Origin of the sequence: Janthinobacterium sp. KBS0711 (assembly GCF_000988085.1) — a bacterium.
In the GTDB taxonomy this organism is placed as follows: domain Bacteria; phylum Pseudomonadota; class Gammaproteobacteria; order Burkholderiales; family Burkholderiaceae_D; genus Janthinobacterium; species Janthinobacterium lividum_E.
In genome coordinates this window covers 425,963-450,343 of record NZ_LBCO01000024.1, presented here as the reverse complement: position 1 = coordinate 450,343, position 24,381 = coordinate 425,963, and the positions used below count along the sequence as shown (strand labels likewise).

Sequence of the window (24,381 nt, the reverse complement as noted above, 5' to 3'; positions counted from 1 at the left end):
AAGCGCCATGAATCAAACGGAACAATGCTTAGTTGAATTGCTTCAAGAAACGCAAGTCGCCTTCATAGAACAGGCGCAGGTCGTTGATGCCGTAACGCAGCATCGTCAAGCGTTCCAGGCCGGAGCCGAAAGCGAAACCGATGAATTTCTCGGGATCGAGGCCGAAGTTCTTCACGACGGTCGGATGCACCTGGCCGGCGCCCGACACTTCCAGCCAGCGGCCCTTCAACGGGCCCGAGCCAAAGGCGATGTCGATCTCGGCCGACGGTTCCGTGAACGGGAAGTACGACGGACGGAAACGCACCTGCAGGTCGTCCGTTTCAAAGAAGGCCTTGACGAAATTCAGGTACACGCCCTTCAGGTCGGCAAAGCTGATGTCTTCGGCGATCCACAGGCCTTCGACCTGGTGGAACATCGGCGAATGGGTGGCGTCGCTGTCGACGCGGTAGGTGCGGCCTGGCGCGATGACCTTGATCGGCGGCGTATGCGTGCGCGCATAACGCACCTGCATCGGGCTCGTGTGGGTGCGCAGCAGCAAAGGCTTGCCATCGGTGTCGTTGCCATCGATGTAGAACGTGTCTTGCATGGAACGGGCTGGATGGTTTTCCGGGCTGTTGAGCGCCGTGAAGTTGGTCCAGTCGTTTTCGATTTCGGGGCCGTCGGCCACGTCGAAACCGATGGAGCGGAAGATTTCCTCGACCCGCTCCCACGTGCGCATCACGGGATGGATGCCGCCAGGCATGCGGCCACGGCCTGGCAAGGTCACGTCGATCGCTTCGGCGTTCAAACGGCCTTGCATCTGGGCATCGGCCAGCGCATCACGGCGCGCCGTCAGCGCGTCTTCGATCTGCACTTTGACGGCGTTGATCAGGGCGCCCTGCGCCTTGCGCGCGTCCGGGTCCAGCTTGCCCAGGCCCTTCATCATTTCGGTAATCTGGCCAGTCTTGCCCAGGTAGCGGGCTTTGGCGTTTTCAAGTGCGGCAGCGTCTGCGGCGGCGATAAAGTCAGCCTGGGCCGAGACGACGAGTTCTTCTAGGGGGTTCATGCGGCATTTCCTGTTTTGGACATCAATTCTGGACTTGCTTATCAAAAGTCCAACAATCAAAAACGGAAACGGGGCATAAGGTTCACACCCCTGCCCCGCTCTTTATGACGTCACCCTACGGATGACGTTGTGCAATAACCGATGCTTACGCAGCGATTTTTGCTTTAACTGCGTTGACAATCGCAGCGAATGCTGGCTTGTCCATCACAGCCATATCGGCCAGGACTTTACGGTCCAGTTCGATATTTGCTTTTTTCAAGCCGTTCATGAATACGCTGTACGTTACGCCATGCTCACGGGAAGCGGCGTTGATACGGGCGATCCACAGGCGGCGGAAAACACGCTTCTTGTTGCGGCGATCGCGGTAAGCGTATTGGCCAGCGCGCATAACTGCTTGCTTGGCAACACGGTATACACGGCTGCGGCGACCACGGTAGCCTTTAGCTTGAACAAGAATCTTCTTATGACGGGCACGAGCTGTAACCCCACGTTTTACTCTAGGCATAGTAACTCCTTAAATTGAGTGTGAGATTAAGCAGTCGGCATCATGCGCATGACGGATGTGACATCCGATGCGTTGATGTTACGGGTACCGCGCAACTGACGTTTGTTTTTGGTGGTTTTCTTGGTCAGGATGTGGCGTTTGAACGCGTGACCCGACTTGACTGTTCCACCTGGACGCACGCGAAAACGTTTTTTCGCGGAGCTTTTGGTCTTCATTTTAGGCATAGCAATCTGTCCTCTTACGGACAGCTCCATTTATAACAGGATTGCAGGTGGCAACACGACGCTGCGCTTAGATGCCTGCTTTCACATGTTGTGCAGCGGATGCGAGTCCGCTACAGTTCACGCGGCCCGCACATTGCTGAGCGGGCCGCGCAAATTCTGCCTGGAATCTGGTGTCGCGCCCATGCAGGCACAAACCACGTCGATCCACAGTAAAACGCTATTGTAGCTTACTTCTTCTTCTTAGGCGAAAGAACCATGATCATTTGGCGGCCTTCCATCTTCGGGAACTGCTCGACCTGGCCGTACGGCTCCAGATCGGCTTTCAGACGTTCCAGCATGCGGAAGCCAATATCCTGATGCGCCATCTCACGACCGCGGAAACGCAAGGTGATCTTGGTTTTATCGCCATCTTCAAGGAACTTGATGAGATTACGCAACTTGATATTGTAGTCACCATCATCAGTCCCCGGACGGAATTTGACTTCCTTCACGAGGATGATCTTTTGCTTCAATTTGGCTTCGTGAGCTTTCTTTTGCTCCGAATACTTAAATTTGCCGTAGTCCATCAAACGGCACACCGGTGGCTGCGCGGTAGGCGCAATTTCCACCAGATCGACGTTTGCCTCTTCCGCCAGGCGGAAGGCTTCAGCCAAACTTACGATACCGAGTGGCTCGTTATCGACCCCGCTTAAACGCATTTCAGGGGCAGTGATTTCGCCATTGATGCGATGTGACTTGTCAGTAGCTATTGTAATTTCCTTTAAAAATCTTGTAAGACGGTCGTGCAGCGAGTTTCCTCGTCAGGCCTTGGTGTCGACTTCATGTTTGAGTCGCTCAATCAGGGCATCGACGGACATGACGCCCAGATCGACATTGCCCCGCGCCCGCACGGCCACTGTATTCGCATCCCGCTCTTTGTCGCCAATCACTAAGATGTAAGGCAATTTTTGTACGGAATGTTCACGTATTTTATAGGTAATCTTCTCGTTACGCAAATCAGCCTGTACGCGCAGCCCCGCTTTGCGCAGTTTTGTTGTTACTTCTTGTACATAATCAGCTTGAGCGTCGGAAATATTCAACACCGACACTTGCACCGGCGACAACCACAGCGGCATGGCGCCCGCATAGTGTTCGATCAGGATGCCGATGAAACGTTCCAGCGAACCGACGATCGCGCGGTGCAGCATGATCGGTACCTGGCGCGTGTTGTCCACGGCCACATATTCGGCGCCCAGGCGGCCCGGCATCGACGGGTCGATCTGCACGGTGCCCACTTGCCATGCGCGGCCCAGGCTATCCTTCAGGTGATATTCGATCTTCGGACCATAGAACGCGCCCTCGCCCGGCAATTCCGTCCATTCCACGCCGCAGGCGCGCAGGGCCGAACGCAGGGATTCCTCGGCGAAATCCCACGACTCTTCCGTGCCGATGCGGTTATCAGGACGCAAAGCCAGTTTCACATCGATATTCGTGAAGCCGAAAGCCGTGTACACATCCATCGCCTGCTGGTGGAAGGCCGTCACTTCGCCGGCGATCTGCTCTTCCAGGCAGAAGATGTGACCATCATCCTGCGTAAAGCCGCGTACGCGCATCATGCCGTGCAAGGCGCCCGACGGCTCGTTGCGGTGGCATTGGCCGAATTCGCCGTAGCGCAATGGCAAGTCGCGGTAGCTGCGCATGCCATTGTTGAAAATCTGGATATGGCCAGGGCAATTCATCGGCTTCAGCGCATAGGCGCGGTTTTCCGATTCCGTGATGAACATGTTTTCACGGTAATTGTCCCAGTGACCGGTTTTTTCCCACAGGCCGCGGTCGAGAATTTGCGGCGCCTTGACTTCCTGATAGCCATTGACCTGGTACACATTGCGCATGTATTGCTCGACTTGCTGCCAGATCGACCAGCCTTTCGGGTGCCAGAAGATCAGGCCTGGCGCTTCTTCCTGGAAATGGAAGAAATCGAGCTGCTTGCCCAGCTTGCGGTGGTCGCGCTTTTCCGCCTCTTCCAGATTGTGCAGGTACAGCTCCTGGTCTTCCTTCTTGGCCCAAGCCGTGCCATAGATACGCTGCAGCATCTCGTTTTTCGAGTCGCCGCGCCAGTAGGCGCCGGCCAGCTTCATCAGCTTGAACACTTTCAGCTTGCCCGTCGACGGCACGTGGGGGCCGCGGCACAAGTCCGTGAACTTGCCTTCGGAATACAGCGACACTTCCTGGTCGGCCGGAATCGAACCGATCAGTTCAGCCTTGTACGCTTCGCCGATGCCCTTGAAGTACTCGATGGCGTCGTCGCGCGCGACAACCTTGCGCGTGACTTGCTCATCCTTTTTGGCCAGTTCCGCCATTTTCTTTTCGATCGCGATCAGATCTTCCGGCGTGAACGGACGCTTGTAGGCGAAGTCATAGTAAAAGCCGTTGTCGATCACGGGACCGATGGTCACTTGTGCATCGGGGAACAATTCCTTGACGGCATACGCCAGCAAGTGGGCCGTCGAGTGGCGGATCACTTCCAGGCCATCGGCGTCCTTGTCCGTCACAATCGCCAGTTCCGCGTCTTGCTCGATCAGATAGGAGGTATCGACCAGCTTGCCGTCGACCTTGCCGGCCAAGGCAGCCTTGGCCAGGCCAGTACCAATATTGGCCGCAACCTGGGCCACGGTGACCGGGCCGTCGAATTGACGGGCGGAACCATCGGGAAGTCGGATTGTAAGCATATTGATCTCCATATCGGCGCTGGCGCCAGGTAAAACTGCAATGTGATGGGTAAAATAACTGAAAGGAAAACGCAGACGCAAAAAAACGCGGACTAGCCGCGTTTTTCACTTTCTTGAGACAAAGGAAACCCGTTCGACTAGCGTCACTCCCAAAGCTTGGTAGTAGTTCGCGGTGTCATAACCGGTTTACCCTTTCTCTCTAACTGCATTCTGGTGGGCGGTGAGGAATTCGAATCCCCGACCCCTTGGATGTCGACCAAGTATTCTAACCAGCTGAACTAACCGCCCGTAAAACTTTTTTATCGATCACTGCATCAGCAATCGTCTTTAAAACCATCTACTGCTAAATTCTGGTGGGCGGTGAGGAATTCGAATCCCCGACCCCTTGGATGTCGACCAAGTATTCTAACCAGCTGAACTAACCGCCCCGAAGACCAGCATTATAGAGAGGCTTTCCCAGAATGACAAGGGCTGTTTTACAGGAAACTTTAATCATTTCTCCGGGCGTCAGCCTCCTTTATATGGAGAGGACCCGAGGCGCCTTGAATGCCGCTAGAATCGGGGCATGAACTCCACCCTATTAGCCTGGCTGAAAACCCTGAGCCGCATCTGCGGTTTTGAAACGGCCGACTCCTTCCCGCCCAATCACCCCTACGCGCGCACGCGCTGGGAAGCCGCGTATTTCGATATCGCTTCCGACGTGAAACCTGACGAGATCGAACGGCGCATCTGCGCGGCCATCGCCAACACGCCGAGCGTCTTCGCCTACATCACCAATCCCACGCCGCGCATGCAGCGCGCGCTGCTGAACGTGATCCACGACCGGCTGCGGCGCCAGCCCGGCGCGGGCGCCACGGACCTGGTCCTGTTATTGATCAATGCCTACGCCAGCGACCACATCACGGAAGCAGTACCCGGCCTGCGCAACCTGATCGTCAACACGGAACATGAAGACACGAACCTGCGCGTGCATGCCATCCTGGAACTGCTGGTCGGTACGCCGCGCGGACTCGACGTCATCGATATGTAAATCAGGCGTGGTTGGCGGGAACGTAGCGCGCCCGCAAGCGCATGAACGGCGTTTCCACCAATGCATATAAAAGCCAGCCCGTGGCGATGCTCAGAATAATCATCACCAGGATCGCCGGCACACTGTCCGGCCCGTAACCGATATCCTGCAAGATCGGGCGCAGCAAGATGCACAGCTGCTTGTGCAGCAGGTAAATCGCATACGACCACAGGGCCAGGCTGGCCGCGCCCGGCACGCGCAGTCGATACAAGGCGCTGGCGGGACTGAGCGCCGCGATCAGCAGCAAGGTAAAACTGGCGGCCAGGGCCGGATAGCCGAACACCGTCACCGAATAACCATAGTGATCAGTGAGAAACACATAAAACATCAGCGCCGTGCCCGTGATTCCCGCCAGCAAGGTGCGGTTGCCATACGAGGTCAGGCGTGCCCAGGCGGCCGGATGGTAATTCTTCAGCAGCGCCAGCGCCACACCCGCCACCAGCTCGTCGAAGCGGCACCACGACGCGTAATAAATATACCTGTAATAGCCGAGCCCGCCGCGCGGCACTTGCACGTACTCATCCCACAAGTAGGCGCGCACCAGCATGCCCACGATAAAGCTGGCGGCCACGGCCAGCCACGCCCACAGCAGGGACTTGCGGCAGGCGGCGATCAACAGCGCCACGGCCGGCAGCAGTACGTAGAACTGCTCTTCCACACAAAGCGACCACGCATGGGAAAACGCCGTGCCCGGCGTCAAATTGATGTTCTGCGTAAAGGTCAGGAATTTCCACAACGGTAATAACGCACTATCGCCGCGAAACGCGGGCCATAAATAATACAAGGCCAGCACGGCGTAGAAACTGGGCAAGGTGCGCAGGAAGCGCCGCGCATAGAAATGGGGCAAGGAAAAACCGTGCTCGCTGCGCAAGGCCGCAAAGATCTGATTGCCGATCAAGTAGCCACTGAGGGCAAAGAACAGGTCCACGCCCGTCCAGCCGATTTCGCCCCAGAAACCGAACGCCCCGCCCTCGCTGACGAACAGCAAATAATGATTCATGAAAACGAGCACGATGGCCAGCGCGCGCAAGGTATCGAGGCCGTACAGGCGAGAAGGATGGGAGGTGCTAAACATGGAATCGGCAAGGAAAAACAACGGTGGCGCCGATCATGCCATGCCGGGCCCGGCCATGCGCACATTTTTACGGGAGCCCATGGCAAATCCCGCTAAAATATGCCGACCCCGCTTTCCCTTTCCGCAACAGCATAGGATATGTCCAGCATGAGCAGCGCACTCCACTTCAAGTCCATCAACTACACGGGCCAGGGCAGTGGCCCGCGCCTGATCGTCACCGGCGCCGTACACGGCAATGAAACCTGCGGCACCAAGGGCATCCACCGCGTGATGGCTGAACTCGACAGCGGCGCCCTCTCCATCGTGGCCGGCAGCGTCACGTTCGTGCCCATCACCAACCCGCTCGCCTATGCCAAGGGCGTGCGCAGCGGCGACCGCAACCTGAACCGCAACCTGTTCCCGAACGACAATCCGCAGGATTTCGAAGACCGCATCGCCAACTGGCTGTGCCCTCTGCTGGGCCAGCACGACGTGCTGCTCGACTTGCACTCGTTCAATGCCGACAGCCAGCCCTTCGTCATGGTGGGTCCGCGCAACAACGATGGCCCGCTGCAGCCGTTCAAGCACGAAGACAAGGAACGCGCGCTCGCGCGCCGCCTGGGCGTGCGCCGCTTCGTCGACGGCTGGCTGCAAACGTATGGCGCCGGCGTACAACGCCGCCTGGGCAGCAGCGACCAGGTGGGCATGGTCTTGCGCTACGGCGTGGGCACCACGGAATACATGCGCTCGACGGGCGGCTATGCGCTGACCCTGGAATGCGGCCAGCACGCGGACCCGGCCGCGCCGGACGTTGCCTACCGCGCCATCATGAACACCTTGGCTTTTTTGGGCTTCATCGACGCGCCGCAGCCGGAAGCCATCGCCGACGCCGACATGGAAGCGCTGAATATGGTCGTCGTGCACGACAAGCTCGATGCAGGCGACCGTTTCATCAAGACCTGGTCCAGCTTTGACAAGGTGAAACAGGGCGAGCAGATCGGCGTGCGCGCGGACGGCACGCCCGTGACGGCCGAATTCGACGCCTACATCCTGTTCCCGGACGTCAATGCGCAAGCCAATGCGGAGTGGTATTACCTGGCAAGAGTCGCTGCCAGCTTCTGATCAGTGACCGACGGATTTTGAAAACAGGTTAATCACGAGCACGCCGGCAATGATCAGCCCCAGGCCGATCAAGGCCGGCGTATCGAGGCTTTGCTTGAACCAGAACCAGCCGACGGCGGAAATGAGCACGATGCCCACGCCCGACCAGATCGCATACACGATTCCGGTAGGAATGACCTTCAAGGTCAGGGACAGGCACCAGAAGGCGATACTGTAGCCAACCACGGTGATGACGCTGGGCCACAAGCGGCTGAAGCCCTCGGACGCCTTCAAGGCGCTGGTGGCGATCACTTCGGCGACGATGGCGATGGCCAGGTAGAAATACGTCATGGCGAGGCTCATGCTGGCATCCTTTATTGTGGGCTGAGCAGTTTCAAGCCCAGGATGCCCGACACGATCAGGGCGATGCAGGCGATACGCGCGGCGCTGGCCGGTTCGCCCAGCACCATGATGCCGAAGATGGCCGTGCCGACGGTGCCGATGCCTGTCCAGATGGCGTACGCCGTGCCCAGCGGCAAGGTGCGCAAGGCCAGGCCCAGCATCACCACGCTGCCGACCATGGAAACAGCCGTCAGCACGGAGGGCACGAGGCGCGTAAAGCCGGCGCTGTATTTGAGGCCGATGGCCCAGCCGATTTCCAGCAAACCCGCCAATACCAGAATGATCCACGCCATACTTTTCTCCCGAGGCGGCAGGGTCGTCCCCGCCATACAGCCCCCACATCGAGCGGGGTCGTCCCCACAGGAGCAAAGGGAAAAGTATACCATCGGGTGAAAACTCTTGCCGCAAGCACACTATTCGCTAGTATCACGGCTCTAATCGAAAGTTGCCAAAAAACATGCACTTGGCAGCATAATTGCCGCATCCACTCACTTTCAGGAACAACAATGCTGCTACTGGCCCAAATCCTTACCGCCCTCATCCTGCTGCTGCACGTGTATATCGTGCTGCTGGAAACCGTGCTGTTCGATGCGCGCGGACGCAAGGTGTTTGGCCTGTCCAAGGAAAAGGCGGAGATCGTGCGTCCCGCCATGTCGAACCAGGGCTGCTACAACGGCTTTCTCGTCGCCGCGCTGGCACTGGGCTTTTTTCACCCGGACGCGGCCATCGCTTATGCCTTCACCGTGTTCGGCCTGGCGTGCATCGCCGTGGCCGGCGTGTGGGGCGCAGCCACCGTCATGACGCGCATTCTCTACCTGCAAACAGTGCCTGCCGTCATCGCCTTGCTGCTGTTCCACTTCGCCTGATGCCTGCCGGGGCGGCCAGCCGGCCGCCCTTCCCCGCTCCGTGCTGCCTGCGCATACCCCATATGGGTGATGTTTCCAAAAAACATGCCCGATATAATTCCTTGTAGCAATAAAAAAGATACCACCAGATACATGGTGGCACGTCACAGTCCACAGGGGAAATCATGCAAGCACATCCAACCACCTTTGCCGTCACTTTACTCGGCTGCCTCATGCTGTCGGCCTGCGGTGGCGGCGGCAGCGACGACACCAGCTCGGGCAGCGGTTCCACCAGCGCCGGCGGCACCAGCGGCACCTCGGCAAACTGCCAGTACAGCAATCTGATCAGCGACGCGGAACGCAAGCAGGCCAGCGCCTGCGGCATCCAGGTATCGGGCAACTATGCACAGGCCGATTCTGGCTACGACAGCGTGATCGCCGCCTGCAAGCTGGGAGAAAAAGCCAAGGCCGATGCCTACTACAGCGGCACGTACCAGAAAATGGTCGACTACGCGCGCAGCGTGAGCAAGGAACTTGGCTGCGGGCAAAACAATGGCACCACCTTGCCCAACAACAGCACGGCAAGCAACTACAATTTCTGTGTCAAAAGCACCACCGTCAATGGTAAGCTCAGCTATGAAGGCGCTTGCTACGGCCCCGTCAAATCGGGCGAAGGCGGCTGCGGCAGCGGCTATAACTACGTGAGCCAGTACAGCAGCCTCAGCACGTGCACGTCCGGCGGCAAAAGCTGGCTGGAATCGCGCTAAGGAGGGGGCGGCCTTTTGTTCCGACCGCCCCTTCCGTTTGTCTTGCCCATTGCTTGCCGCCATGAGGATCGCCAATGACGCCGTCGCTCGCCGTCGCCAGCCAGGCACTGATTACCCTGATCTACGAAGCGGCCACGCAACATGGTGCCTGGTCGCAATTCCTGGCCGCCCTGGCGCAACAGCTGAAGTCGCACGCGGGCCTGATCTGGGCCAATGATTTCAGCAACCGCTCGGTCGACGTCCTGCTGCCGGGCAGTGGCCTGGCCGCCACGTATGGCTTCGAATCGGACGCCATGGCCAGCTTTGCCTGCTATTACGGGGCGCGCAATGTGTGGCTGGAAGACGCTTCCCTGCACCGCGAAGGCGCGGTCGTCACGGGCTCCATGCTGTTTCCCGACCATTGCCTGAAGAAAACCGAATACTGGACGGACTGGCTGCGCCCGCAAGACATCTTTTATACGGCGGCGGCCATCGTCGAACTGCGCGCCGAACGCTCCACCAACGTCACCGTGGTGCGCCGCGAACAGGCGGGCGCCTACGACGCGGGCGAGCTGGCGCTGATCCGCAACCTGATGCCGCATCTGCAAACGGCGTTTGCCCTGCAACGCAAGCTGCGCCGACTGGAAGTGCTGTCCCAGAGTTCCACCCAGGTGCTGGAATTGCTGCCGTTTGGCGTGCTGTTGCTCGACGCCACGTCGCAATTGCTGTACGCCAATGAGCGGGCGCTGGCCATGACGGCTTCGGCACGGCTGCTGCAACTGCGCGAAGGCGCACCCCTGTATTGCCCGCGCGAAGCGGACAACGGCGCGCTGCGGCGCATGCTGCATGAGGCCGCGCAAACGGGCACGACGGCGGCAGGCGGCCCCGGCGGCGTGCTCAATCTGAACGGACTGACGGGCGAACAGCTGCGTCTGCGCGTCACGCCCCTGCCCTCCTGGCACAGCCCGTTCGGTTCGGCCAGTGCCATCGCCGTTTTCCTCAGCGATAGCAGCGACTTGATCACCTCCCTGGCGGCCACCCTGCGCAATTTCTATGGCATGACAGTGGCCGAGGCGCGCCTGACGGAAGCGCTCGTCAATGGCTATTCCTTGCAGGAATACGCCGAGCGCCAGCGCATCTCCATTCACACGGCGCGCACGCAGATCAAGAGCGCCACCGCCAAGGCCGGCGCCCAGCGCCAGGTCGACCTGGTGCGCATCGTGCTGACAGGTCCTGCCGTGCTGCAGCGCAATCCCCTTCCCGCCTGAACCCTGCCAGAACGAAGAGGGCGCCAGCACGCTTTTCATTTATATCGTAAGATAGCCATATCGTAAAACAGCGATATTAGAATTGAACAATCACGATATATACATCGCTGGAAAGCGAATTGTATATTCAGGAGAAACAATATGGATATCGACGCCATCCACAAGGCGCTGGCCAATCCAGTGCGCCGGCAGATTTTGCAATGGCTCAAGGAACCGGAGCAGCATTTCTGTGAACAGGATCACCCGCTGCACCTGGGCGTGTGCGCCGGACTGATCGACCGCCGCCTGAACCTGTCGCAATCGACGGTGTCGGCGCACCTGGCCAGCTTGCAGAAGGCGGGCCTGATTTCCACCAAAAAAGTGGGCCAATGGAGTTTCTTCAGCCGCAATGAAGCCACCATCCAGGCCTTTCTCGATCACATGCAGCAAGGTTTGTAACAGCAACCCCATCCACATCGCCGCACGCGGCACTCTCGACAGGAAAGACAACCACCATGGCAACCTTATTCGACCCCATCACCATTGGCAGCCTGCAACTGAAAAACCGCATCATCATGGCGCCGCTGACGCGTTCGCGCGCCGGCAATCCGGGCCGCGTGCCCAACGCCCTGATGGCCGAGTACTACACGCAGCGCGCTTCGGCCGGCATGATCATCTCGGAAGCGACGGCCGTCACGCCGCAGGGCGTAGGCTACGCCGACACGCCAGGCATCTGGTCCGAGGAACAGGTGGAAGGCTGGAAACACATCACCAAGGCCGTGCATGACGCGGGCGGCTTGATCGTGCTGCAGCTGTGGCACGTGGGCCGCATTTCCGCACCGCTCTTCCTCGACGGCGACCTGCCCGTGGCGCCCAGCGCCGTCAAGCCGGCCGGCCACGTGAGCCTGGTGCGCCCGCAACAGGAATTCGTCACGCCGCGCGCGCTCGATACGGAAGAGATTCCCGGCATCGTGGCAGCCTACCGCCTGGGCGCGGAAAATGCGAAAAAAGCGGGCTTCGACGGCGTGGAAATCCACGGCGCCAATGGCTATCTGCTCGACCAGTTCCTGCAAGACAGCACCAACTTACGCACCGACAACTACGGCGGCTCGATTGAAAACCGCGCCCGATTGATGCTGGAAGTGACGGACGCATGTATCGAAGTATGGGGCGCGGACAAGGTCGGCATGCACCTGGCGCCGCGCCGCGATGCGCACGACATGGGCGATTCCGACCCGCGCGCCACCTTCGGTTATGTGGCGCGCGAACTGGGCAAGCGCGGCATCGCCTTTATCTGCGCGCGCGAAGCGCTGGGCGACGACCGTCTGGGCCCGTACCTGAAGCTGGAATTCGGCGGCGTGTACATCGCCAACGAGAAAATGGACAAGGCGGCGGCCGAAGCCCTGCTGGCCAAGGGTGAAGCCGATGCCGTGGCCTTTGGCCTGTGGTTCATCGCCAACCCCGACCTGCCCATCCGCCTGCACAGCGACGCGCCACTGAACCCGCTGAACCCGGCCACCCTGTACGCACCGGACGCGGCCGGCTACACGGACTATCCGGCGCTGGCGGCCCACGGCTGAACGGCACCCTGAGCAGCAATGAGCTGCTCCTCCCCCTGGCGGCGGGCGCAACGATACCAACGCAACGGATTGCGTGACGGTCGCGGCGCCCGCCGTTTTTTCTGCCCTTCAGCGCCATCGGCGCCGTGCCGGCCGGGCCGGACGGCGCGCCTGCACGCTGCTGAAGACGCGGCGTATCACCTCGGCCGGCACCGCGTGCTCGCGCAGGTAGGCCGTCGCCACCGTTCGCCCCAGCGCATGATGAAACGCCACGCCCCGCTCGACGAGCTCGGCCATCACTTTGTCCGTTCGGATTTGCTGCCCATGTCCATCATCGATATTGTTTTTCATGCCATGGCTCCCTATCGGGTGGATCAACCTTGCATCAAGTTTTGACCACATTGTGCGCATTTAGTGCCCGACACCGTGGCAAAGCATCGTTAAAATAGGGGCAGCAACGGCCGCGGCACCGCATGAATAGCGGCCTCGGCTGCTTGTCGCCACCGCCAGCCCCGTATAGAATGCCTGCGCAGAATTTTTGCTTCAAGGAAAATGGCCACCAGCGCCATCCCATTAAGAACAGTGTCACTGAAGGGTATCAATGGACGATTTATTTGTACAAGCGGGCGACTTGCCGACCTGGCACCAGCGCTGCGCGCTGCGCGTGCTGCACCTGTTTGGCTGGCGCATGCGCTTTCGCCCCTTGCCGGGGCCGCGCGGCATCGCCGTCGTCTACCCGCACACGTCCAACTGGGATTTCATCGTCGGCCTGTTCGGCAAATGGGCATTGTCGCTGCCCTTCCGCTGGCTGGCCAAGGATTCGCTGTTCCGCGGTCCGATGGGCAAGGTGCTGCGCTACCTGGGCGGCGAACCCGTCGACCGCAGCACCACCAGCGGCACGATACAGCGCCAGGCCGAACGCATGCTGGCCGCCGACTGGTACTGGCTGGCCATCACGCCGGAAGCGACGCGCAGCTACCGCCCGAACTGGAAAAGCGGCTTTTATCACCTGGCCGTCGCAGCCAAGGTGCCCTTGCTGCTGGTCTACATCGACTACCCGAACAAGGTGCTGGGTGTCGTCGACCATTTGTATTTGACGGGCGACAAGGACGCCGACATGGCGGCGATTGCCGCCGTGTATGCGGGCCACCAGGGCTTGCATCCTGAAAAAGCGGCGCCCATCGTGCTGTCGGAACGCCGTCCCGGCGCCTAAGCAACTCCCATCAACACCACGCCGGCGGCCGTCAAGGCCACGCCGGCCACACGCAGCATGCGCTCGGCCAGCACCTGGCCGGTGAAACGCCCCGCACCCAGCAGGACAGCCGAGGCCAGCATGAAGCCGCAGGCGGCCGAGGCTGCCGGCAATTCCTGGCCGTGGGCATTGCCATGCGCCAAGGCGAACAGACCCACCAATCCCATGCCGAGCCAGTTCGGCAAGGCCAGCGCCAGTGCGATGGCCAGCCCTACGAGCGCCACCGTGGCGGCGATGCCCGTTTCCAGCCCGGGCATCGTCAAGCCCGCCATGCCGGCCAGGGCGCCGAGCAGCATCATGCCGAGAAACGTGGTGGGCTGCGCCAGGCCGCGGCGCTGCTGGCCGCCCCAGATGCCCACGCCCAGCATGGCCAGCAAATGGTCGATGCCCGTGAACGGATGGGCGAAACCGGCCAGGAAGCCCACGCTTTCGCCGTGGCCGGGGTGGGCCATGGCGGGCATGGCCAGCAGGCACAGGGCCGCCACGGCGGCTGTTTTTCTCATCAGTCTTGCAGTCATTGCAGCTCCTTGCCTGGTTGATCGAGCAAACCTTGCTCGCGGATAAAATCGATGACCACCTGCACGCCATCGCCGCTGCGCAAGTTGGTAAATACGAAGGGGCGCTCGCCGCGCATGCGCTTGGCATCCTGCGCCATGATGTCCAGGTTGGCGCCCACGTACGGCGCCAGGTCCGTCTTGTTGATGATCAGCAAATCGGAACGGGTGATGCCGGGCCCGCCCTTGCGCGGGATTTTTTCGCCGCCGGCCACGTCGATCACGTAAATCGTCAGGTCCGACAATTCCGGACTGAAAGTGGCGGCCAGATTGTCTCCGCCCGATTCGACGAGGATCAAATCAAGGTTGGGAAAATCTGCCTGCATGCGCGCGATCGCTTCCAGATTGATCGATGCGTCTTCGCGGATGGCCGTGTGCGGGCAGCCGCCCGTTTCCACGCCCATCAGGCGCTCGGCCGGCAAGGCGTCCGCGCGCAGCAGGATTTCCATGTCTTCCTTCGTATAGATGTCATTCGTGATGACGGCCATGTCGTAGCGCTCGCGCATGCCCTTGCACAGCATTTCGCACAGGGCCGTCTTGCCCGAGCCGACGGGCCCGCCGATGCCCACGCGCAGCGGATTGGAGGTGATCGAAGTCATGTTTACTCTCTCATAAAATGGTTCAGGAACGGTACAGGCGGCTGTACTGCACTTCGTGGCGCATCGACAGCAGCGACAGGCCGGGCGCCCAGTTGCCCATCTCGTCGTCTTGTAAATTTTGCGCCGTCAGCGCCGCCGCTTCCAGATCGGGCCGCAACGACAGCAGCAAACGCTGGCCCGCCACCTGTCCCAGCGGCACGGATTTCACACACACCAGCACCTGGTTTTCCGCCCAGGCGAACAGCATGGCCAGCAGCGCCTCTTCGCGGGGAATGGCCAGCGCCGCCACGGCGCAGGCATAGGCCGTCGGCAGGGCCACTTCCGCCTGTCCCTGCAGCATGTCGATCAGCACGCCGTCGGCCACGCCCAACTCGGCCAGCAATTTGGTCAAGGAATAGCCCATCTGGATGGTCTCGGCACGAAATTCCGCCGTGTCGCGCGACGCGATGAAACGCTCGCTCCAGCGCTGCACGGCGCGCAAATCCTGCGCTTCAAACGCCTGCATCAGCCGCCAGCACAGGGGCGCTTCCCAGCGCGCCACCACCTGCGCCAGATGCTCGGCGATCCACGCGCGCGCCGTGGCCGCGTCGTGCACCAGGCCAGATTCGAGCGCCGCTTCCAGCCCCTGCGAATAGCTGTAGGCGCCGATCGGCAAGGCCGGGCTGGCGAACTGCAGCAAATGCAGCAGGGCCGCGGCCTGCATCACGCAACGCCTGGCACATCGCCGGGACGGTGAATCTTCTGCCGCAGCGGCACGGGCGCCAGCAAGTGCTGGCCGTGGCCGTCGTGATGACCATGGCCGCCGCCATACGCGCCCGCCTCCGGCTCGAACGGCGCGCTTTCTTCCGTCACCGTCGCCTGCAATCCTTCGAGCATCTCCTTCAGCACGACGTCCTTGCGGATGCGCAGAAAACCATCGCCCACCTGCGCCTGCGTGTGGCGGTTGCCCAGGTGAAAAGCGCAGCGCAGCAAGGTATGGGCATCGGCGCACCGCACCAGATAGGTCGGTTCGCGCGCGGCGACGATCTGCACCACCTGCCCTTCCGGTCCCGTCATGCGCTCGCCGTCGCGCAGCACCGTGCCGCGCACGGTGAACACGGCCACGTCGTCGCCATTCGACAGCACGGCGCGCAGCCGGCATTTTTCGCGCTGGTCGTAGGGCAGAACCAGTTGCGCGGTGGGTGCCCGCTCATCGTCGGGACCTAATTTGGTATGCAAAGTCAGCATGCTTGTCTCCTGCTTAAAATAGAAAATAGCGCTGCGCCATCGGCAGCACGGCGGCCGCCTCGCACACGAGCAGCTGGCCGTCGGCGCGCACGGCGTAGGTTTCCGGGTCCACCTCCATGTGCGGCGTGGCGCTGTTGTGGATCATGTCGTGCTTGCGCAAGCCGCGCATATTCTTCACGGCGATGACGGATTTGCTCAGTTTCAGCTGGTGCCCGATATCGAGGTCGTAGGCCGCCTGCGAGACAAACGTAAACGACTTTTTCAGGCCGCCGCCAAAGGCGCCGAACATCATGCGGTAGTGCACGGGCTGCGGCGTGGGGATCGACGCGTTCGGGTCGCCCATCTGCGCGGCCGCGATCATGCCGCCTTTTAAAATCATCGACGGCTTGACGCCGAAAAAGGCCGGTTTCCACAACACGATATCGGCGATCTTGCCCGCCTCGATGGAGCCCACCACGTGCGAAATCCCGTGCGTGATGGCCGGGTTGATCGTGTACTTGGCGATGTAGCGCTTGGCGCGGAAGTTGTCGCTGCGGGCAGTGTCGGGCGCCAGCGCGCCCCGCTGCACCTTCATCTTGTGCGCCGTCTGCCAGGTGCGCATGATCACTTCGCCCACGCGGCCCATCGCTTGTGAGTCGGACGACATCATCGAGATGGCGCCGATATCGTGCAGGATGTCTTCAGCGGCGATGGTTTCGCGGCGGATGCGCGACTCGGCAAAGGCCACGTCTTCGGCAATGGCCGGGTCCAGGTGGTGGCACACCATCAGCATGTCCAGGTGCTCGTCGAGCGTGTTGACGGTAAATGGGCGCGTCGGGTTGGTCGACGAGGGCAGCACGTTGGATTGCCCCACGGCGGCGATGATGTCGGGCGCATGGCCGCCGCCCGCCCCTTCCGTGTGGAACGTGTGGATGGTGCGGTCCTTGAAGGCGGCCAGCGTGTGCTCGAGGAAGCCGCCCTCGTTGAGGGTATCGCTGTGCAGCGCCACCTGGATATCCATACGGTCCGCAACGGACAGGCAATTGTCGATGGCGGCCGGCGTGCTGCCCCAGTCTTCGTGCAGTTTCAGGCCGATGGCGCCCGCGCGCACCTGTTCTTCCAGCGGCAGCGGCAAACTCACATTGCCTTTGCCCATGAAGCCCAGGTTCATGGGGAAGGCATCGGCCGCCGCCAGCATCGCGTGCAAATGCCACGGCCCCGGCGTGCAGGTGGTGGCGGCCGTACCGACGGCAGGTCCCGTGCCGCCGCCCAGCATGGTGGTCACGCCGCTCATCAAGGCTTCCTCGATCTGCTGCGGGCAAATGAAGTGGATATGCGTGTCGACGCCGCCGGCCGTGACGATCATGCCTTCGCCGGCGATGATCTCGGTGGCGCCGCCGATGGGCAAGGTCACGCCGGGCTGGATGTCGGGGTTGCCCGCCTTGCCGATGCCGAAGATCAGGCCATTTTTCAAGCCGATATCGGCCTTCACGATGCCCCAGTGGTCGAGGATGACGGCATTCGTGATGACGGTATCCATCACCTCGGCCGCGCAGCGCTGCGACTGGCCCATGCCGTCGCGGATCACCTTGCCGCCGCCGAATTTCACCTCTTCGCCGTAGATCGCATAGTCATGCTCGATCTCGATGAACAATTCCGTGTCGGCCAGGCGGATACGGTCGCCCTTGGTGGGGCCGAACATTTCGGCATACGCGCTGCGGGGAATACTGGCCATCTCAATCCTTTCCCGGTGGAGTGTCTTGCAGTTCGCCCATCACTTCGCCATTGAAGCCGTACACCTTGCGCTCGCCCGCCAGCGCCACCAGTTCCACGGTGCGCTGCTGGCCCGGTTCGAAGCGCACGGCGGTGCCGGCCGTGATGTTCAGGCGCATGCCGTAGGCGCGCCAGCGCTCGAACGCCAATGCCGGGTTGACTTCAAAAAAGTGGAAGTGCGAGCCGACCTGGATCGGCCGGTCGCCCCGGTTGGCCACCACCACGGTGGCCGTGGCGCGCCCGGCATTCAAGCTGATTTCGCCTTCTTCCAATTGGTATTCGCCTGGGGTCATGACGGACTCCTTCTCAAAAAAAACTACGGTATCGGGTGGTGCACGGTCACCAGCTTGCTGCCATCGGGGAAGGTCGCTTCCACCTGGATGTCGGGGATCATCTCGGCGATGCCGTCCATGACGTCGGCGCGCGAGAGGATCTTGGTACCGTCCGACATCAGCTGCGCCACCGACTTTCCATCACGCGCGCCTTCCATGATGGCGGCGCTGATCAGGGCCACCGCTTCCGGATAATTCAATTTCAAACCGCGCGCCAGGCGCCGTTCGGCCAGCAGCGCGGCCGTAAAAATGAGCAGCTTGTCTTTTTCTCGGGGAGTCAGGTCCATGGTTTTCCTTGCGCTTCTTTCCTGATTAAGTGTTCCAGATGCGGGGCACGACGGCGTCGCGCCCCAGCATGGCGGGGCGCAGCAGCTGCCAGGCGGTCAGCATGATGCGGCGCGCCGCCTCGCTGTCGCCGCACAGCAGGCGCACCACCACCAGCGATTTCATGTGCGTGGCGCCAAACGCGGCGCCGGCCGGCACGCCGATCTCGCGCACGGCAGCCAGCACGGCAGGCGTAACTTGTGTGCCGACGGCGATCAGGGTGGCGCACACGGTGTGGCCCCCCAATCCCAGCGGGCTGGCCATCAGTGCGCCGCCGGCCGCTAGCACGCCCTGCTCCCACCACAGCAGCTTGCCGCCGCGGCGGATCTGCACCTGCTGGCTGATGCTGCCCGTGTTGAAAACTTCGCCCGAGGCGCTGCGGCCCAGGCAGACGATGTCGCAGCCGATGTAGCTGGCGTCCGGCGCCAGTTCCACTTCGTGGCGCAGGCGCACGCACGCCTGGTCGAAGAAAATGCTTTCCTGCGGCAGCCACTCGATGGCCGCGCCGCTACCGGCGCGCAGCACGATGTGCTGGCCCGAGACGTGGCCGTTGGCGCGGTACCACTTGGCGGCGCCCGGCGACGTGAGCAAGGCGTGCGCGCCCTCGCCCACCGTGGCGTCGACGGCCAGCTGGTCGCCGCCCACGACGCCGCCGGGCGGATGGATGATGATGGCGTGGCAGACGGCGTCGCCTTCCGGGTACAGGGGCTTTTGCACGCGCAGGGGGCCGCTGTGCGTGCGCTCGACGAGGCGGCTGACGCCATCGTGCAGCGCAAAGCCCAGGCGCAGGTGCGCCTGCCAGGCGCCGTGGGCGCTGGCTGGTAAAGGCGTGGCTGGATGGGGACTGTCTGGCATGCGGGGCAATCGCGTAAATAAGCGATTACCTAAGCAGGATATGTGCCAGCGTCAGGGGAAGGAAAAGTGAGAATCGCGCACCGCGCTGCAGCGGACGCACCGGCATGGTGCATCGGCCGCACCGCAGTGCTTACCTCTTACGCTACGGCCAGGGTGCGCCGTTCACGCAGCAAGGCCGTGAAGGCGTCCGCGGCCAGGGGGCGGCTGAAAAAATAGCCCTGCATTTCATCGCAGCCGTGTTCCGTCAGGAAGTCGACCTGTGCGCGCGTTTCCACGCCTTCGGCGATGACGCGCATGTCGAGGTTGTGCGCCAGCGAGATGACGGAACGGGCGATGGCCGCGTCGCTGCTGCTGGTGGTGACGTCGTCGACGAAGGATTTGTCGATCTTCAGCACGTCGATGGGAAAACGTTTCAGGTAGCCGAGGCTGGAATAGCCGGTGCCGAAGTCGTCGAGCGAAATGCCCACGCCGATATCCTTCAGGCGCGTCAGGGCCGCCACGGCCTTATCCGGGTCCCCCATCACCGTGCTTTCCGTGATCTCGATGCCCAGGCAGGCGGGCGCGATGCCGTATTTGCGCAAGGCCGCCTCGACGAACGGCACCGTGCGATCCTGCGCGAACTGTTTTCCGGACAGGTTGACGGCCACCTTGATGCTGCCCAGGCCCGCATCGTGCCAGGCGCGGATTTGCGCGCACACGCTTTCGAGCACCCATTCGCCGATGGCCGTGATCAAGCCGTATTCCTCGGCCAGCGCGATGAACAGGCCGGGAGGCACCTTGCCCAGCACCGGATTATCCCAGCGCAGCAGGGCTTCCGCGCCCAGCAAGGCGCCCGTGCGCAAGCACATCTGCGGCTGGTAGTGCACTTCGAATTCATCGCGGCAGATGGCGCCGCGCAGCTGCTGCTGCATCGCCAGGCGGGCGCGGATATCGCTGCCCATGCGCTCCGTGAAGAAGGCGTAATGGTCGCGCCCCATTTCCTTGGCGCGCACCAGGGCCGTGTCGGCATGGCGCAGCACGTCGTCGAGGCTGTCGCCATCGGCCGGGCACATGGCGATGCCGATGCTGGTCGTCAGCGCCAGGCGTTCGCCGTCGACGCTGAGTTCCTCGCGCAAGCCGGCCAGGATGGTTTGCGCCAGCCCCAGGGTACGCCCCAGCAGGGCATCGTCCTGCAGCAGAATCTGGAATTCGTCGCCGCCCTGGCGCACCACCGTGTCGCCCTCCTGCACGCAGCCGGACAGGAAACGCGCCACCACCTGCAGCGCCTTGTCGCCCACGGCCTGGCCGTGCGAATCGTTAATGTTCTTGAAGCGGTCCAGGTCGAGGCACATCAGCACCACCTGCTGGCCGTCGCGCAGAGCGTTCGCGCGCGTCTGTTCGAAGCGCTCGCGCAGCAGCACGCGGTTCGGCAAGCCCGTCAGCGCGTCGTGGTAGGAGAGGAAATCGATCAGGTGCTGCTCGGCCTTGCGTTCGCTGATGTCGAGGAAGACACCGATATAGTTGACGACGGCGCCATCGGGCCCGTGCACGGTGGAGGCGCTGAGCAGGCAGGGATAGGTGTCGCCGCTCTTGCGCCGCGTCTGCACCTCGCCCGACCAGCAGCCGCTGCTGCGCAAGCCCTGACGCATGGCCTGCAGCACCGCTTCGCCCGTGTGTTCCGCATGCAGGCGCAGGATGTCCGTGCCCACCACTTCCGGCGCCGCGTAGCCGGTGATGCGTGTAAAAGCGGGATTGGCCGTGACGATGACGCCGGCCGCATCCGTGATCAGGATGGCGTCCTGGGTCGCTTCGAAGACCTGGCCCGACAGGCGCAGCAATTCTTCATTGGCGCGGCGGATCTGCACTTCGCGCGCCAGGGTGCTGGCCACCTGCTCCAGTTCGGCCGTGCGTTCGGCCACCCTCCGTTCCAGGTTGGCGCGTTCCTGCGCCAGCTGCAGCTGCGCCCGCGCCAGGCGCACGTGGGCGTCGGTACGGGCCAGAATTTCCTCGGCCTGGAAGGGCTTGGCGATGAAATCGACGGCACCCAGCGCAAAGCCGCGCACCTTGTCGTCCGTATCGTATTGGGCCGACAGGAAGATCACCGGCACCTGGCGCAGGGACGGTATCTCCTTCAGGCGGCGGCACACTTCAAAGCCGTCGAGGCCGGGCATGCGCACGTCGAGCAGGATCAGCTCGGGCGGGCGCGCCTGGGCCGTCCACAGGGCCAGTTCACCGTTCGGCGCCTGGCGCACGGCATAGCCGGCGCCGCCCAGCAAATCGCTCAACAGCTTCAGCGAAGCCGGCGTATCTTCAACGATCAGTACTTCGCCCTTCGAGTTCACTTCCGAAAAATCGCGGTGCATGTAGCAGTTCTCTCAGCTTTGGATGAGGCGCGGCGATCGGTTGCCGCGCTGGACAAGACATTTCTTTGCGATGAACTACGTACTATCATCATAATCTTTATTGCAATTTAGCACCATCCATCGGCGCTACTTAGTCCTTCTTTTCAGCGAATCCGATGTTGTCAGCCCACACTTTCAAACGTGCGCCAGCGCCCCCTCATTCTCCAGCAAGTCGCATAACTGGCGGTACTGATGCTGGTCGAGCATGGCCTGCAGCGGCGCCAGCAAGGGCGCAGCCGCCGCGGGCAAGGCCGCCAGCAGCTGTGCCACCCTCGCCAGGTTCAATTCGCGCAGCGCCACCAGCAAGGCGGCGCGTTCTTCCCCGGCCAGCAGCAGCAAGTCTTGCGCGCGCAGTGCCGGCAACACCTCGGGCGCCGGCGCCACGGGCTGCGGCACGGGTACCGGCACGGGCGCTTCGGCCGCCTGCGCGGGTATGCTGAAACGGAAGGTGGCGCCCTGCCCCGGCGTCGATTCCACCGTCAGCTCGCCTTTCATCAGCTGCACGAATTCGCGCGAGATGGCCAGGCCCAGGCCCGTGCCATCCTTCGGTCCCGCGCTGTCGGCCTGCACAAAGGGCTCGAAGATGCGCTGCTGGTCTTCCTGGGCGATGCCGATGCCCGTATCGCTGACGGCGAACGACAAACGCCAGGTGGCGTCATCGCGCAGCTCGCCGCGCACGCGCAAGGTGACTTCGCCGCCGCCAGCGAACTTGACGGCGTTCGACATCAGGTTCAGCAGCACCTGGCGCAAGCGCATCGCGTCGAGCAGCACGGCCGCCGGCAGGCCCGCGCAATCGAGGCGCAGGGCCAGCCCCTGCTGCTCGGCGCGCATGCCCAGCATGTCCATCACTTCCTGCAGCAGGGGCGCCAGCGCCACTACGGCCGTCTGCGCCTGCAGGCGCCCCGCCTCGCCCTTCGACAGTTCGAGGATTTCATTGATCAGGGTGAGCAAATGATTGCCGGAACGGTGGATGATGGCCAGGTTGCGCTTTTCATCGTCGTGCATATTGGGCGAGGCGGCCATCAGGCGCGAAAAGCCGATCACGGAATTCAAGGGCGTGCGCAGTTCATGGCTCATGTTCGCCAGGAAGGTGCTCTTGGCGCGGTTCGCCGCCTGCGCCTGGCTGACGGCCACCGACAGGGCGCTCGTGCGCTCGGCCACCAGTTCTTCCAAATGATGGCGGTGGCGCAGCAGTTCCAGTTCGGCCTCGCGGTGCGCCGTGATGTCATAGTTCGAGCCCACCAGGCGCATGGGCAGGCCTTGCCCGTCGCGGAAGATCACGGCATCGACCTTGATGTAGCGGATGGCGCCATCGGGCCACAGGATGCGGTACTCGTGCGTAAACGCCTGGCCGGCGCCCAGCGCGGCGCGCAAGGCTTCCTTGGCGGCCGGCACGTCGTCGGGCATCAGCGCCGCGCGCCAGATCGCCGCCGGCGCCGTGCCGTTGTCGGCATCGGCCTTGAACTGCGCGTACATCTGCTCGTCCCATTGCAAGGCGCCGCTGCGCACGTTCCAGTCCCAGATGCCGATGCTGGCCGCGCCGGTGGCCATCTGCACGCGTTCCTCGCTGCGCTGCAAGGCGCGATAGCGACTGTCGAGCAGCGCCACCATGTCGCGGATGGAGCGGTACAAGGTGCGCAGCTCGCCCAGGAACCACGCTTTCGGCGGCGTGCCGAACGCTTCGCCCTGCCCCGCCTGAATGCCGGCCGCATACTGGCCGATCGCCTTCAGGGGCTTGAGCATCAGGCACCACATGAGCAGCCAGATGCTGGCCACGAGGATCACGTCGAGCGCCACGATCATGGCGCCGATGCCCAGCGCACGCTGCCGCAACTGCGCGTGCAGCAGGGCCGGCGTCGCATACACGGCAACGCTGCCGATGACCTGCCCGCCCATCGTCACGGGGCGCCGCTGCACCAGCCAGTCTGGTTCCGCGGACAGCGAGGAAAAGCTGCCGATGGCACCGTCCGCGGTGCGGCGCAGGACCAGCGCCTCCTTGCCGATGCCCGGCGTCAGCGAGCTGGCCACGAGGTCGCGCTTGCCCAGCATGCTGCGCATGATGGCCTGCATCTGCTTCTCATCGAGATTCCACAAGGGCAGTTCGATGGCCACGGCCAGCTGGTCCGCGCTCACGGACAGGCTGCGCTGCAGCTGCTGCCAGCGCTGCTCGCGTTCGGACTGGTAAAACAGCACGGCAAACACCAGCAGCAGCGCCGTGACGACAAACGTCAGCGCCACGCTGACGGCCAGCACGATGGACACGCCGCCCAGGCGCGCGCCCTTGGATGCGTGAAGCGTCATGCGTCTTCGCCCTGCGGCTCGCTGGCCAGCTGCGCCAGCAAGGCGCACAGCGGCTGATATTGATGCTGTTCCAGCATGGCGGCGATGTGCGCGGCCAGCTGCGGCAGGCTGGTCGCCACGCCTGACAACACGATGGCGCTGCGGCGCAAATCGAGGGCTTGCACGGATTCGAGCAGCGCCTGACGCTCGGCCGCGCCCAGCTGGCCCAGCGACTGCTGCAAGTCGAAGGCGGCCGCCGGCACGCGCGGCGGCATGGCGCCGGTGCGCTGGAAGCGCACGCCCAGTTGCTGCTCCAGCAT

27 protein-coding genes, 2 tRNA genes and 1 pseudogene are annotated in these 24,381 nt (G+C 62.4%); 8 read left to right on the top strand and 22 right to left on the bottom strand.

What is annotated here, in order from left to right; all coding sequences use genetic code 11:
• Window positions 1–28: 28 nt before the first annotated feature.
• The 7 genes from pheS to VM94_RS14635 all read right to left on the bottom strand — a co-directional run bounded on the left by pheS (window position 29) and on the right by VM94_RS14635 (window position 4,910).
• Window positions 29–1,045: a phenylalanine--tRNA ligase subunit alpha gene (gene pheS, locus VM94_RS14665; protein ID WP_046684098.1), complete on the bottom strand. Its 1,017-nt coding sequence runs from the start codon at window positions 1,043–1,045 to the stop codon at window positions 29–31.
• A 145-nt stretch (window positions 1,046–1,190) separates the two neighbouring features.
• Complete coding sequence (gene rplT / locus VM94_RS14660; RefSeq protein ID WP_010399214.1) at window positions 1,191–1,550, bottom strand: 50S ribosomal protein L20; 360 nt, start codon at window positions 1,548–1,550, stop codon at window positions 1,191–1,193.
• Between the two features lie 26 nt (window positions 1,551–1,576).
• Window positions 1,577–1,774, bottom strand: a complete 198-nt coding sequence (rpmI, locus tag VM94_RS14655) for a 50S ribosomal protein L35 (RefSeq protein WP_038493025.1) — start codon at window positions 1,772–1,774, stop codon at window positions 1,577–1,579.
• 227 nt (window positions 1,775–2,001) lie between these two features.
• Entirely contained in the window at window positions 2,002–2,562 is a 561-nt protein-coding gene (gene infC / locus VM94_RS14650) for a translation initiation factor IF-3 (protein WP_205711303.1), read from the bottom strand.
• Between the two features lie 12 nt (window positions 2,563–2,574).
• Entirely contained in the window at window positions 2,575–4,482 is a 1,908-nt protein-coding gene (gene thrS / locus VM94_RS14645) for a threonine--tRNA ligase (protein WP_046684613.1), read from the bottom strand.
• A 211-nt stretch (window positions 4,483–4,693) separates the two neighbouring features.
• Window positions 4,694–4,770: transfer RNA gene (locus VM94_RS14640), tRNA-Val, on the bottom strand.
• A 63-nt stretch (window positions 4,771–4,833) separates the two neighbouring features.
• Window positions 4,834–4,910 (bottom strand) — tRNA-Val (locus VM94_RS14635).
• A 137-nt stretch (window positions 4,911–5,047) separates the two neighbouring features.
• On the opposite strand from VM94_RS14635, the gene VM94_RS14630 reads away from it, so the two are divergent.
• On the top strand, window positions 5,048–5,512 hold the full coding sequence (locus VM94_RS14630) for a hypothetical protein (RefSeq protein ID WP_046684097.1): 465 nt from the start codon (window positions 5,048–5,050) through the stop codon (window positions 5,510–5,512).
• Between the two features lies 1 nt (window position 5,513).
• On the opposite strand, the gene VM94_RS14625 is transcribed toward VM94_RS14630, so the two are convergent.
• Complete coding sequence (locus VM94_RS14625) at window positions 5,514–6,626, bottom strand: acyltransferase family protein (protein WP_046684612.1); 1,113 nt, start codon at window positions 6,624–6,626, stop codon at window positions 5,514–5,516.
• Window positions 6,627–6,764: 138 nt separating this feature from the next.
• Here VM94_RS14625 and VM94_RS14620 point away from each other — a divergent pair, with 138 nt between their 5' ends.
• On the top strand, window positions 6,765–7,727 hold the full coding sequence (locus VM94_RS14620; RefSeq protein WP_082127719.1) for a succinylglutamate desuccinylase/aspartoacylase domain-containing protein: 963 nt from the start codon (window positions 6,765–6,767) through the stop codon (window positions 7,725–7,727).
• On the opposite strand, the gene VM94_RS14615 is transcribed toward VM94_RS14620, so the two are convergent.
• On the bottom strand, window positions 7,728–8,057 hold the full coding sequence (locus VM94_RS14615) for an SMR family transporter (protein ID WP_092714736.1): 330 nt from the start codon (window positions 8,055–8,057) through the stop codon (window positions 7,728–7,730).
• 23 nt (window positions 8,058–8,080) lie between these two features.
• Window positions 8,081–8,401 (bottom strand): quaternary ammonium compound efflux SMR transporter SugE, encoded by a 321-nt coding sequence (gene sugE / locus VM94_RS14610; RefSeq protein ID WP_046684095.1) that lies wholly within the window; start codon window positions 8,399–8,401, stop codon window positions 8,081–8,083.
• Between the two features lie 213 nt (window positions 8,402–8,614).
• Between sugE and VM94_RS14605 the strand changes: the two genes are divergently transcribed.
• The 5 genes from VM94_RS14605 (at window position 8,615) to VM94_RS14585 (ending at window position 12,526) form a co-directional block, all read left to right on the top strand.
• Window positions 8,615–8,974: a DUF1304 domain-containing protein gene (locus VM94_RS14605; protein WP_034751924.1), complete on the top strand. Its 360-nt coding sequence runs from the start codon at window positions 8,615–8,617 to the stop codon at window positions 8,972–8,974.
• A gap of 164 nt (window positions 8,975–9,138) precedes the next feature.
• Entirely contained in the window at window positions 9,139–9,720 is a 582-nt protein-coding gene (locus tag VM94_RS14600; RefSeq protein WP_138829141.1) for a hypothetical protein, read from the top strand.
• Window positions 9,721–9,794: 74 nt separating this feature from the next.
• Entirely contained in the window at window positions 9,795–10,967 is a 1,173-nt protein-coding gene (locus VM94_RS14595) for a helix-turn-helix transcriptional regulator (RefSeq protein WP_046684093.1), read from the top strand.
• A gap of 141 nt (window positions 10,968–11,108) precedes the next feature.
• Window positions 11,109–11,405 carry an ArsR/SmtB family transcription factor gene (locus VM94_RS14590; protein ID WP_046684092.1) on the top strand — a complete coding sequence of 99 codons (297 nt, stop codon included), beginning with the start codon at window positions 11,109–11,111 and terminating at the stop codon, window positions 11,403–11,405.
• Between the two features lie 56 nt (window positions 11,406–11,461).
• Entirely contained in the window at window positions 11,462–12,526 is a 1,065-nt protein-coding gene (locus VM94_RS14585) for an alkene reductase (RefSeq protein WP_046684091.1), read from the top strand.
• A gap of 108 nt (window positions 12,527–12,634) precedes the next feature.
• Here the strand turns inward: VM94_RS14585 and VM94_RS14580 are convergent, their stop codons facing one another.
• On the bottom strand, window positions 12,635–12,856 hold the full coding sequence (locus tag VM94_RS14580) for a hypothetical protein (protein ID WP_046684090.1): 222 nt from the start codon (window positions 12,854–12,856) through the stop codon (window positions 12,635–12,637).
• Window positions 12,857–13,106: 250 nt separating this feature from the next.
• Here VM94_RS14580 and VM94_RS14575 point away from each other — a divergent pair, with 250 nt between their 5' ends.
• On the top strand, window positions 13,107–13,718 hold the full coding sequence (locus VM94_RS14575; RefSeq protein ID WP_034751930.1) for a 1-acyl-sn-glycerol-3-phosphate acyltransferase: 612 nt from the start codon (window positions 13,107–13,109) through the stop codon (window positions 13,716–13,718).
• Here VM94_RS14575 and VM94_RS14570 read toward each other — a convergent pair.
• The 11 genes and pseudogenes from VM94_RS14570 to VM94_RS28535 form a co-directional block, all read right to left on the bottom strand.
• A complete protein-coding gene (locus VM94_RS14570) occupies window positions 13,715–14,260 on the bottom strand; it encodes a HupE/UreJ family protein (RefSeq protein ID WP_046684089.1) in 546 nt (181 codons plus the stop codon). The two genes, VM94_RS14575 and VM94_RS14570, sit on opposite strands and share 4 nt — an antisense overlap.
• A gap of 11 nt (window positions 14,261–14,271) precedes the next feature.
• Window positions 14,272–14,910 carry an urease accessory protein UreG gene (gene ureG / locus VM94_RS14565; RefSeq protein WP_034783159.1) on the bottom strand — a complete coding sequence of 213 codons (639 nt, stop codon included), beginning with the start codon at window positions 14,908–14,910 and terminating at the stop codon, window positions 14,272–14,274.
• Window positions 14,911–14,932: 22 nt separating this feature from the next.
• Window positions 14,933–15,613 (bottom strand): urease accessory protein UreF, encoded by a 681-nt coding sequence (locus VM94_RS14560; protein ID WP_046684088.1) that lies wholly within the window; start codon window positions 15,611–15,613, stop codon window positions 14,933–14,935.
• On the bottom strand, window positions 15,613–16,137 hold the full coding sequence (ureE, locus tag VM94_RS14555) for an urease accessory protein UreE (RefSeq protein WP_046684087.1): 525 nt from the start codon (window positions 16,135–16,137) through the stop codon (window positions 15,613–15,615). The genes VM94_RS14560 and ureE overlap by 1 nt, the downstream gene beginning before the upstream one ends.
• Before the next feature lie 13 nt (window positions 16,138–16,150).
• Window positions 16,151–17,851 carry an urease subunit alpha gene (ureC, locus tag VM94_RS14550; protein WP_046684086.1) on the bottom strand — a complete coding sequence of 567 codons (1,701 nt, stop codon included), beginning with the start codon at window positions 17,849–17,851 and terminating at the stop codon, window positions 16,151–16,153.
• Between the two features lies 1 nt (window position 17,852).
• A complete protein-coding gene (locus VM94_RS14545; protein ID WP_034751935.1) occupies window positions 17,853–18,182 on the bottom strand; it encodes an urease subunit beta in 330 nt (109 codons plus the stop codon).
• A gap of 23 nt (window positions 18,183–18,205) precedes the next feature.
• Complete coding sequence (locus VM94_RS14540) at window positions 18,206–18,508, bottom strand: urease subunit gamma (protein WP_034751936.1); 303 nt, start codon at window positions 18,506–18,508, stop codon at window positions 18,206–18,208.
• A 25-nt stretch (window positions 18,509–18,533) separates the two neighbouring features.
• Entirely contained in the window at window positions 18,534–19,400 is an 867-nt protein-coding gene (locus tag VM94_RS14535; RefSeq protein ID WP_046684085.1) for an urease accessory protein UreD, read from the bottom strand.
• Between the two features lie 137 nt (window positions 19,401–19,537).
• Complete coding sequence (locus VM94_RS14530) at window positions 19,538–21,742, bottom strand: two-component system response regulator (RefSeq protein ID WP_046684084.1); 2,205 nt, start codon at window positions 21,740–21,742, stop codon at window positions 19,538–19,540.
• Between the two features lie 174 nt (window positions 21,743–21,916).
• Window positions 21,917–24,082, bottom strand: a complete 2,166-nt coding sequence (locus tag VM94_RS14525; RefSeq protein ID WP_046684083.1) for a sensor histidine kinase — start codon at window positions 24,080–24,082, stop codon at window positions 21,917–21,919.
• A pseudogene (locus VM94_RS28535) lies at window positions 24,079–24,381 on the bottom strand (hypothetical protein); the annotation flags it as partial. The pseudogene VM94_RS28535 and the gene VM94_RS14525, both read right to left, overlap by 4 nt.

What these genes read in the sequence shown, in the direction of transcription:
- pheS (WP_046684098.1), bottom strand. Translation starts at nt 1,045, where the DNA reads ATGAACCCCCTAGAAGAACTCGTCGTCTCGGCCCAGGCTGACTTTATC.
- rplT (WP_010399214.1), bottom strand. Translation starts at nt 1,550, where the DNA reads ATGCCTAGAGTAAAACGTGGGGTTACAGCTCGTGCCCGTCATAAGAAG.
- rpmI (WP_038493025.1), bottom strand. Translation starts at nt 1,774, where the DNA reads ATGCCTAAAATGAAGACCAAAAGCTCCGCGAAAAAACGTTTTCGCGTG.
- thrS (WP_046684613.1), bottom strand. Translation starts at nt 4,482, where the DNA reads ATGCTTACAATCCGACTTCCCGATGGTTCCGCCCGTCAATTCGACGGC.
- VM94_RS14630 (WP_046684097.1), top strand. Translation starts at nt 5,048, where the DNA reads ATGAACTCCACCCTATTAGCCTGGCTGAAAACCCTGAGCCGCATCTGC.
- VM94_RS14625 (WP_046684612.1), bottom strand. Translation starts at nt 6,626, where the DNA reads ATGTTTAGCACCTCCCATCCTTCTCGCCTGTACGGCCTCGATACCTTG.
- VM94_RS14620 (WP_082127719.1), top strand. Translation starts at nt 6,765, where the DNA reads ATGTCCAGCATGAGCAGCGCACTCCACTTCAAGTCCATCAACTACACG.
- VM94_RS14615 (WP_092714736.1), bottom strand. Translation starts at nt 8,057, where the DNA reads ATGACGTATTTCTACCTGGCCATCGCCATCGTCGCCGAAGTGATCGCC.
- sugE (WP_046684095.1), bottom strand. Translation starts at nt 8,401, where the DNA reads ATGGCGTGGATCATTCTGGTATTGGCGGGTTTGCTGGAAATCGGCTGG.
- VM94_RS14605 (WP_034751924.1), top strand. Translation starts at nt 8,615, where the DNA reads ATGCTGCTACTGGCCCAAATCCTTACCGCCCTCATCCTGCTGCTGCAC.
- VM94_RS14600 (WP_138829141.1), top strand. Translation starts at nt 9,139, where the DNA reads ATGCAAGCACATCCAACCACCTTTGCCGTCACTTTACTCGGCTGCCTC.
- VM94_RS14595 (WP_046684093.1), top strand. Translation starts at nt 9,795, where the DNA reads ATGACGCCGTCGCTCGCCGTCGCCAGCCAGGCACTGATTACCCTGATC.
- VM94_RS14590 (WP_046684092.1), top strand. Translation starts at nt 11,109, where the DNA reads ATGGATATCGACGCCATCCACAAGGCGCTGGCCAATCCAGTGCGCCGG.
- VM94_RS14585 (WP_046684091.1), top strand. Translation starts at nt 11,462, where the DNA reads ATGGCAACCTTATTCGACCCCATCACCATTGGCAGCCTGCAACTGAAA.
- VM94_RS14580 (WP_046684090.1), bottom strand. Translation starts at nt 12,856, where the DNA reads ATGAAAAACAATATCGATGATGGACATGGGCAGCAAATCCGAACGGAC.
- VM94_RS14575 (WP_034751930.1), top strand. Translation starts at nt 13,107, where the DNA reads ATGGACGATTTATTTGTACAAGCGGGCGACTTGCCGACCTGGCACCAG.
- VM94_RS14570 (WP_046684089.1), bottom strand. Translation starts at nt 14,260, where the DNA reads ATGAGAAAAACAGCCGCCGTGGCGGCCCTGTGCCTGCTGGCCATGCCC.
- ureG (WP_034783159.1), bottom strand. Translation starts at nt 14,910, where the DNA reads ATGACTTCGATCACCTCCAATCCGCTGCGCGTGGGCATCGGCGGGCCC.
- VM94_RS14560 (WP_046684088.1), bottom strand. Translation starts at nt 15,613, where the DNA reads ATGCAGGCCGCGGCCCTGCTGCATTTGCTGCAGTTCGCCAGCCCGGCC.
- ureE (WP_046684087.1), bottom strand. Translation starts at nt 16,137, where the DNA reads ATGCTGACTTTGCATACCAAATTAGGTCCCGACGATGAGCGGGCACCC.
- ureC (WP_046684086.1), bottom strand. Translation starts at nt 17,851, where the DNA reads ATGGCCAGTATTCCCCGCAGCGCGTATGCCGAAATGTTCGGCCCCACC.
- VM94_RS14545 (WP_034751935.1), bottom strand. Translation starts at nt 18,182, where the DNA reads ATGACCCCAGGCGAATACCAATTGGAAGAAGGCGAAATCAGCTTGAAT.
- VM94_RS14540 (WP_034751936.1), bottom strand. Translation starts at nt 18,508, where the DNA reads ATGGACCTGACTCCCCGAGAAAAAGACAAGCTGCTCATTTTTACGGCC.
- VM94_RS14535 (WP_046684085.1), bottom strand. Translation starts at nt 19,400, where the DNA reads ATGCCAGACAGTCCCCATCCAGCCACGCCTTTACCAGCCAGCGCCCAC.
- VM94_RS14530 (WP_046684084.1), bottom strand. Translation starts at nt 21,742, where the DNA reads ATGCACCGCGATTTTTCGGAAGTGAACTCGAAGGGCGAAGTACTGATC.
- VM94_RS14525 (WP_046684083.1), bottom strand. Translation starts at nt 24,082, where the DNA reads ATGACGCTTCACGCATCCAAGGGCGCGCGCCTGGGCGGCGTGTCCATC.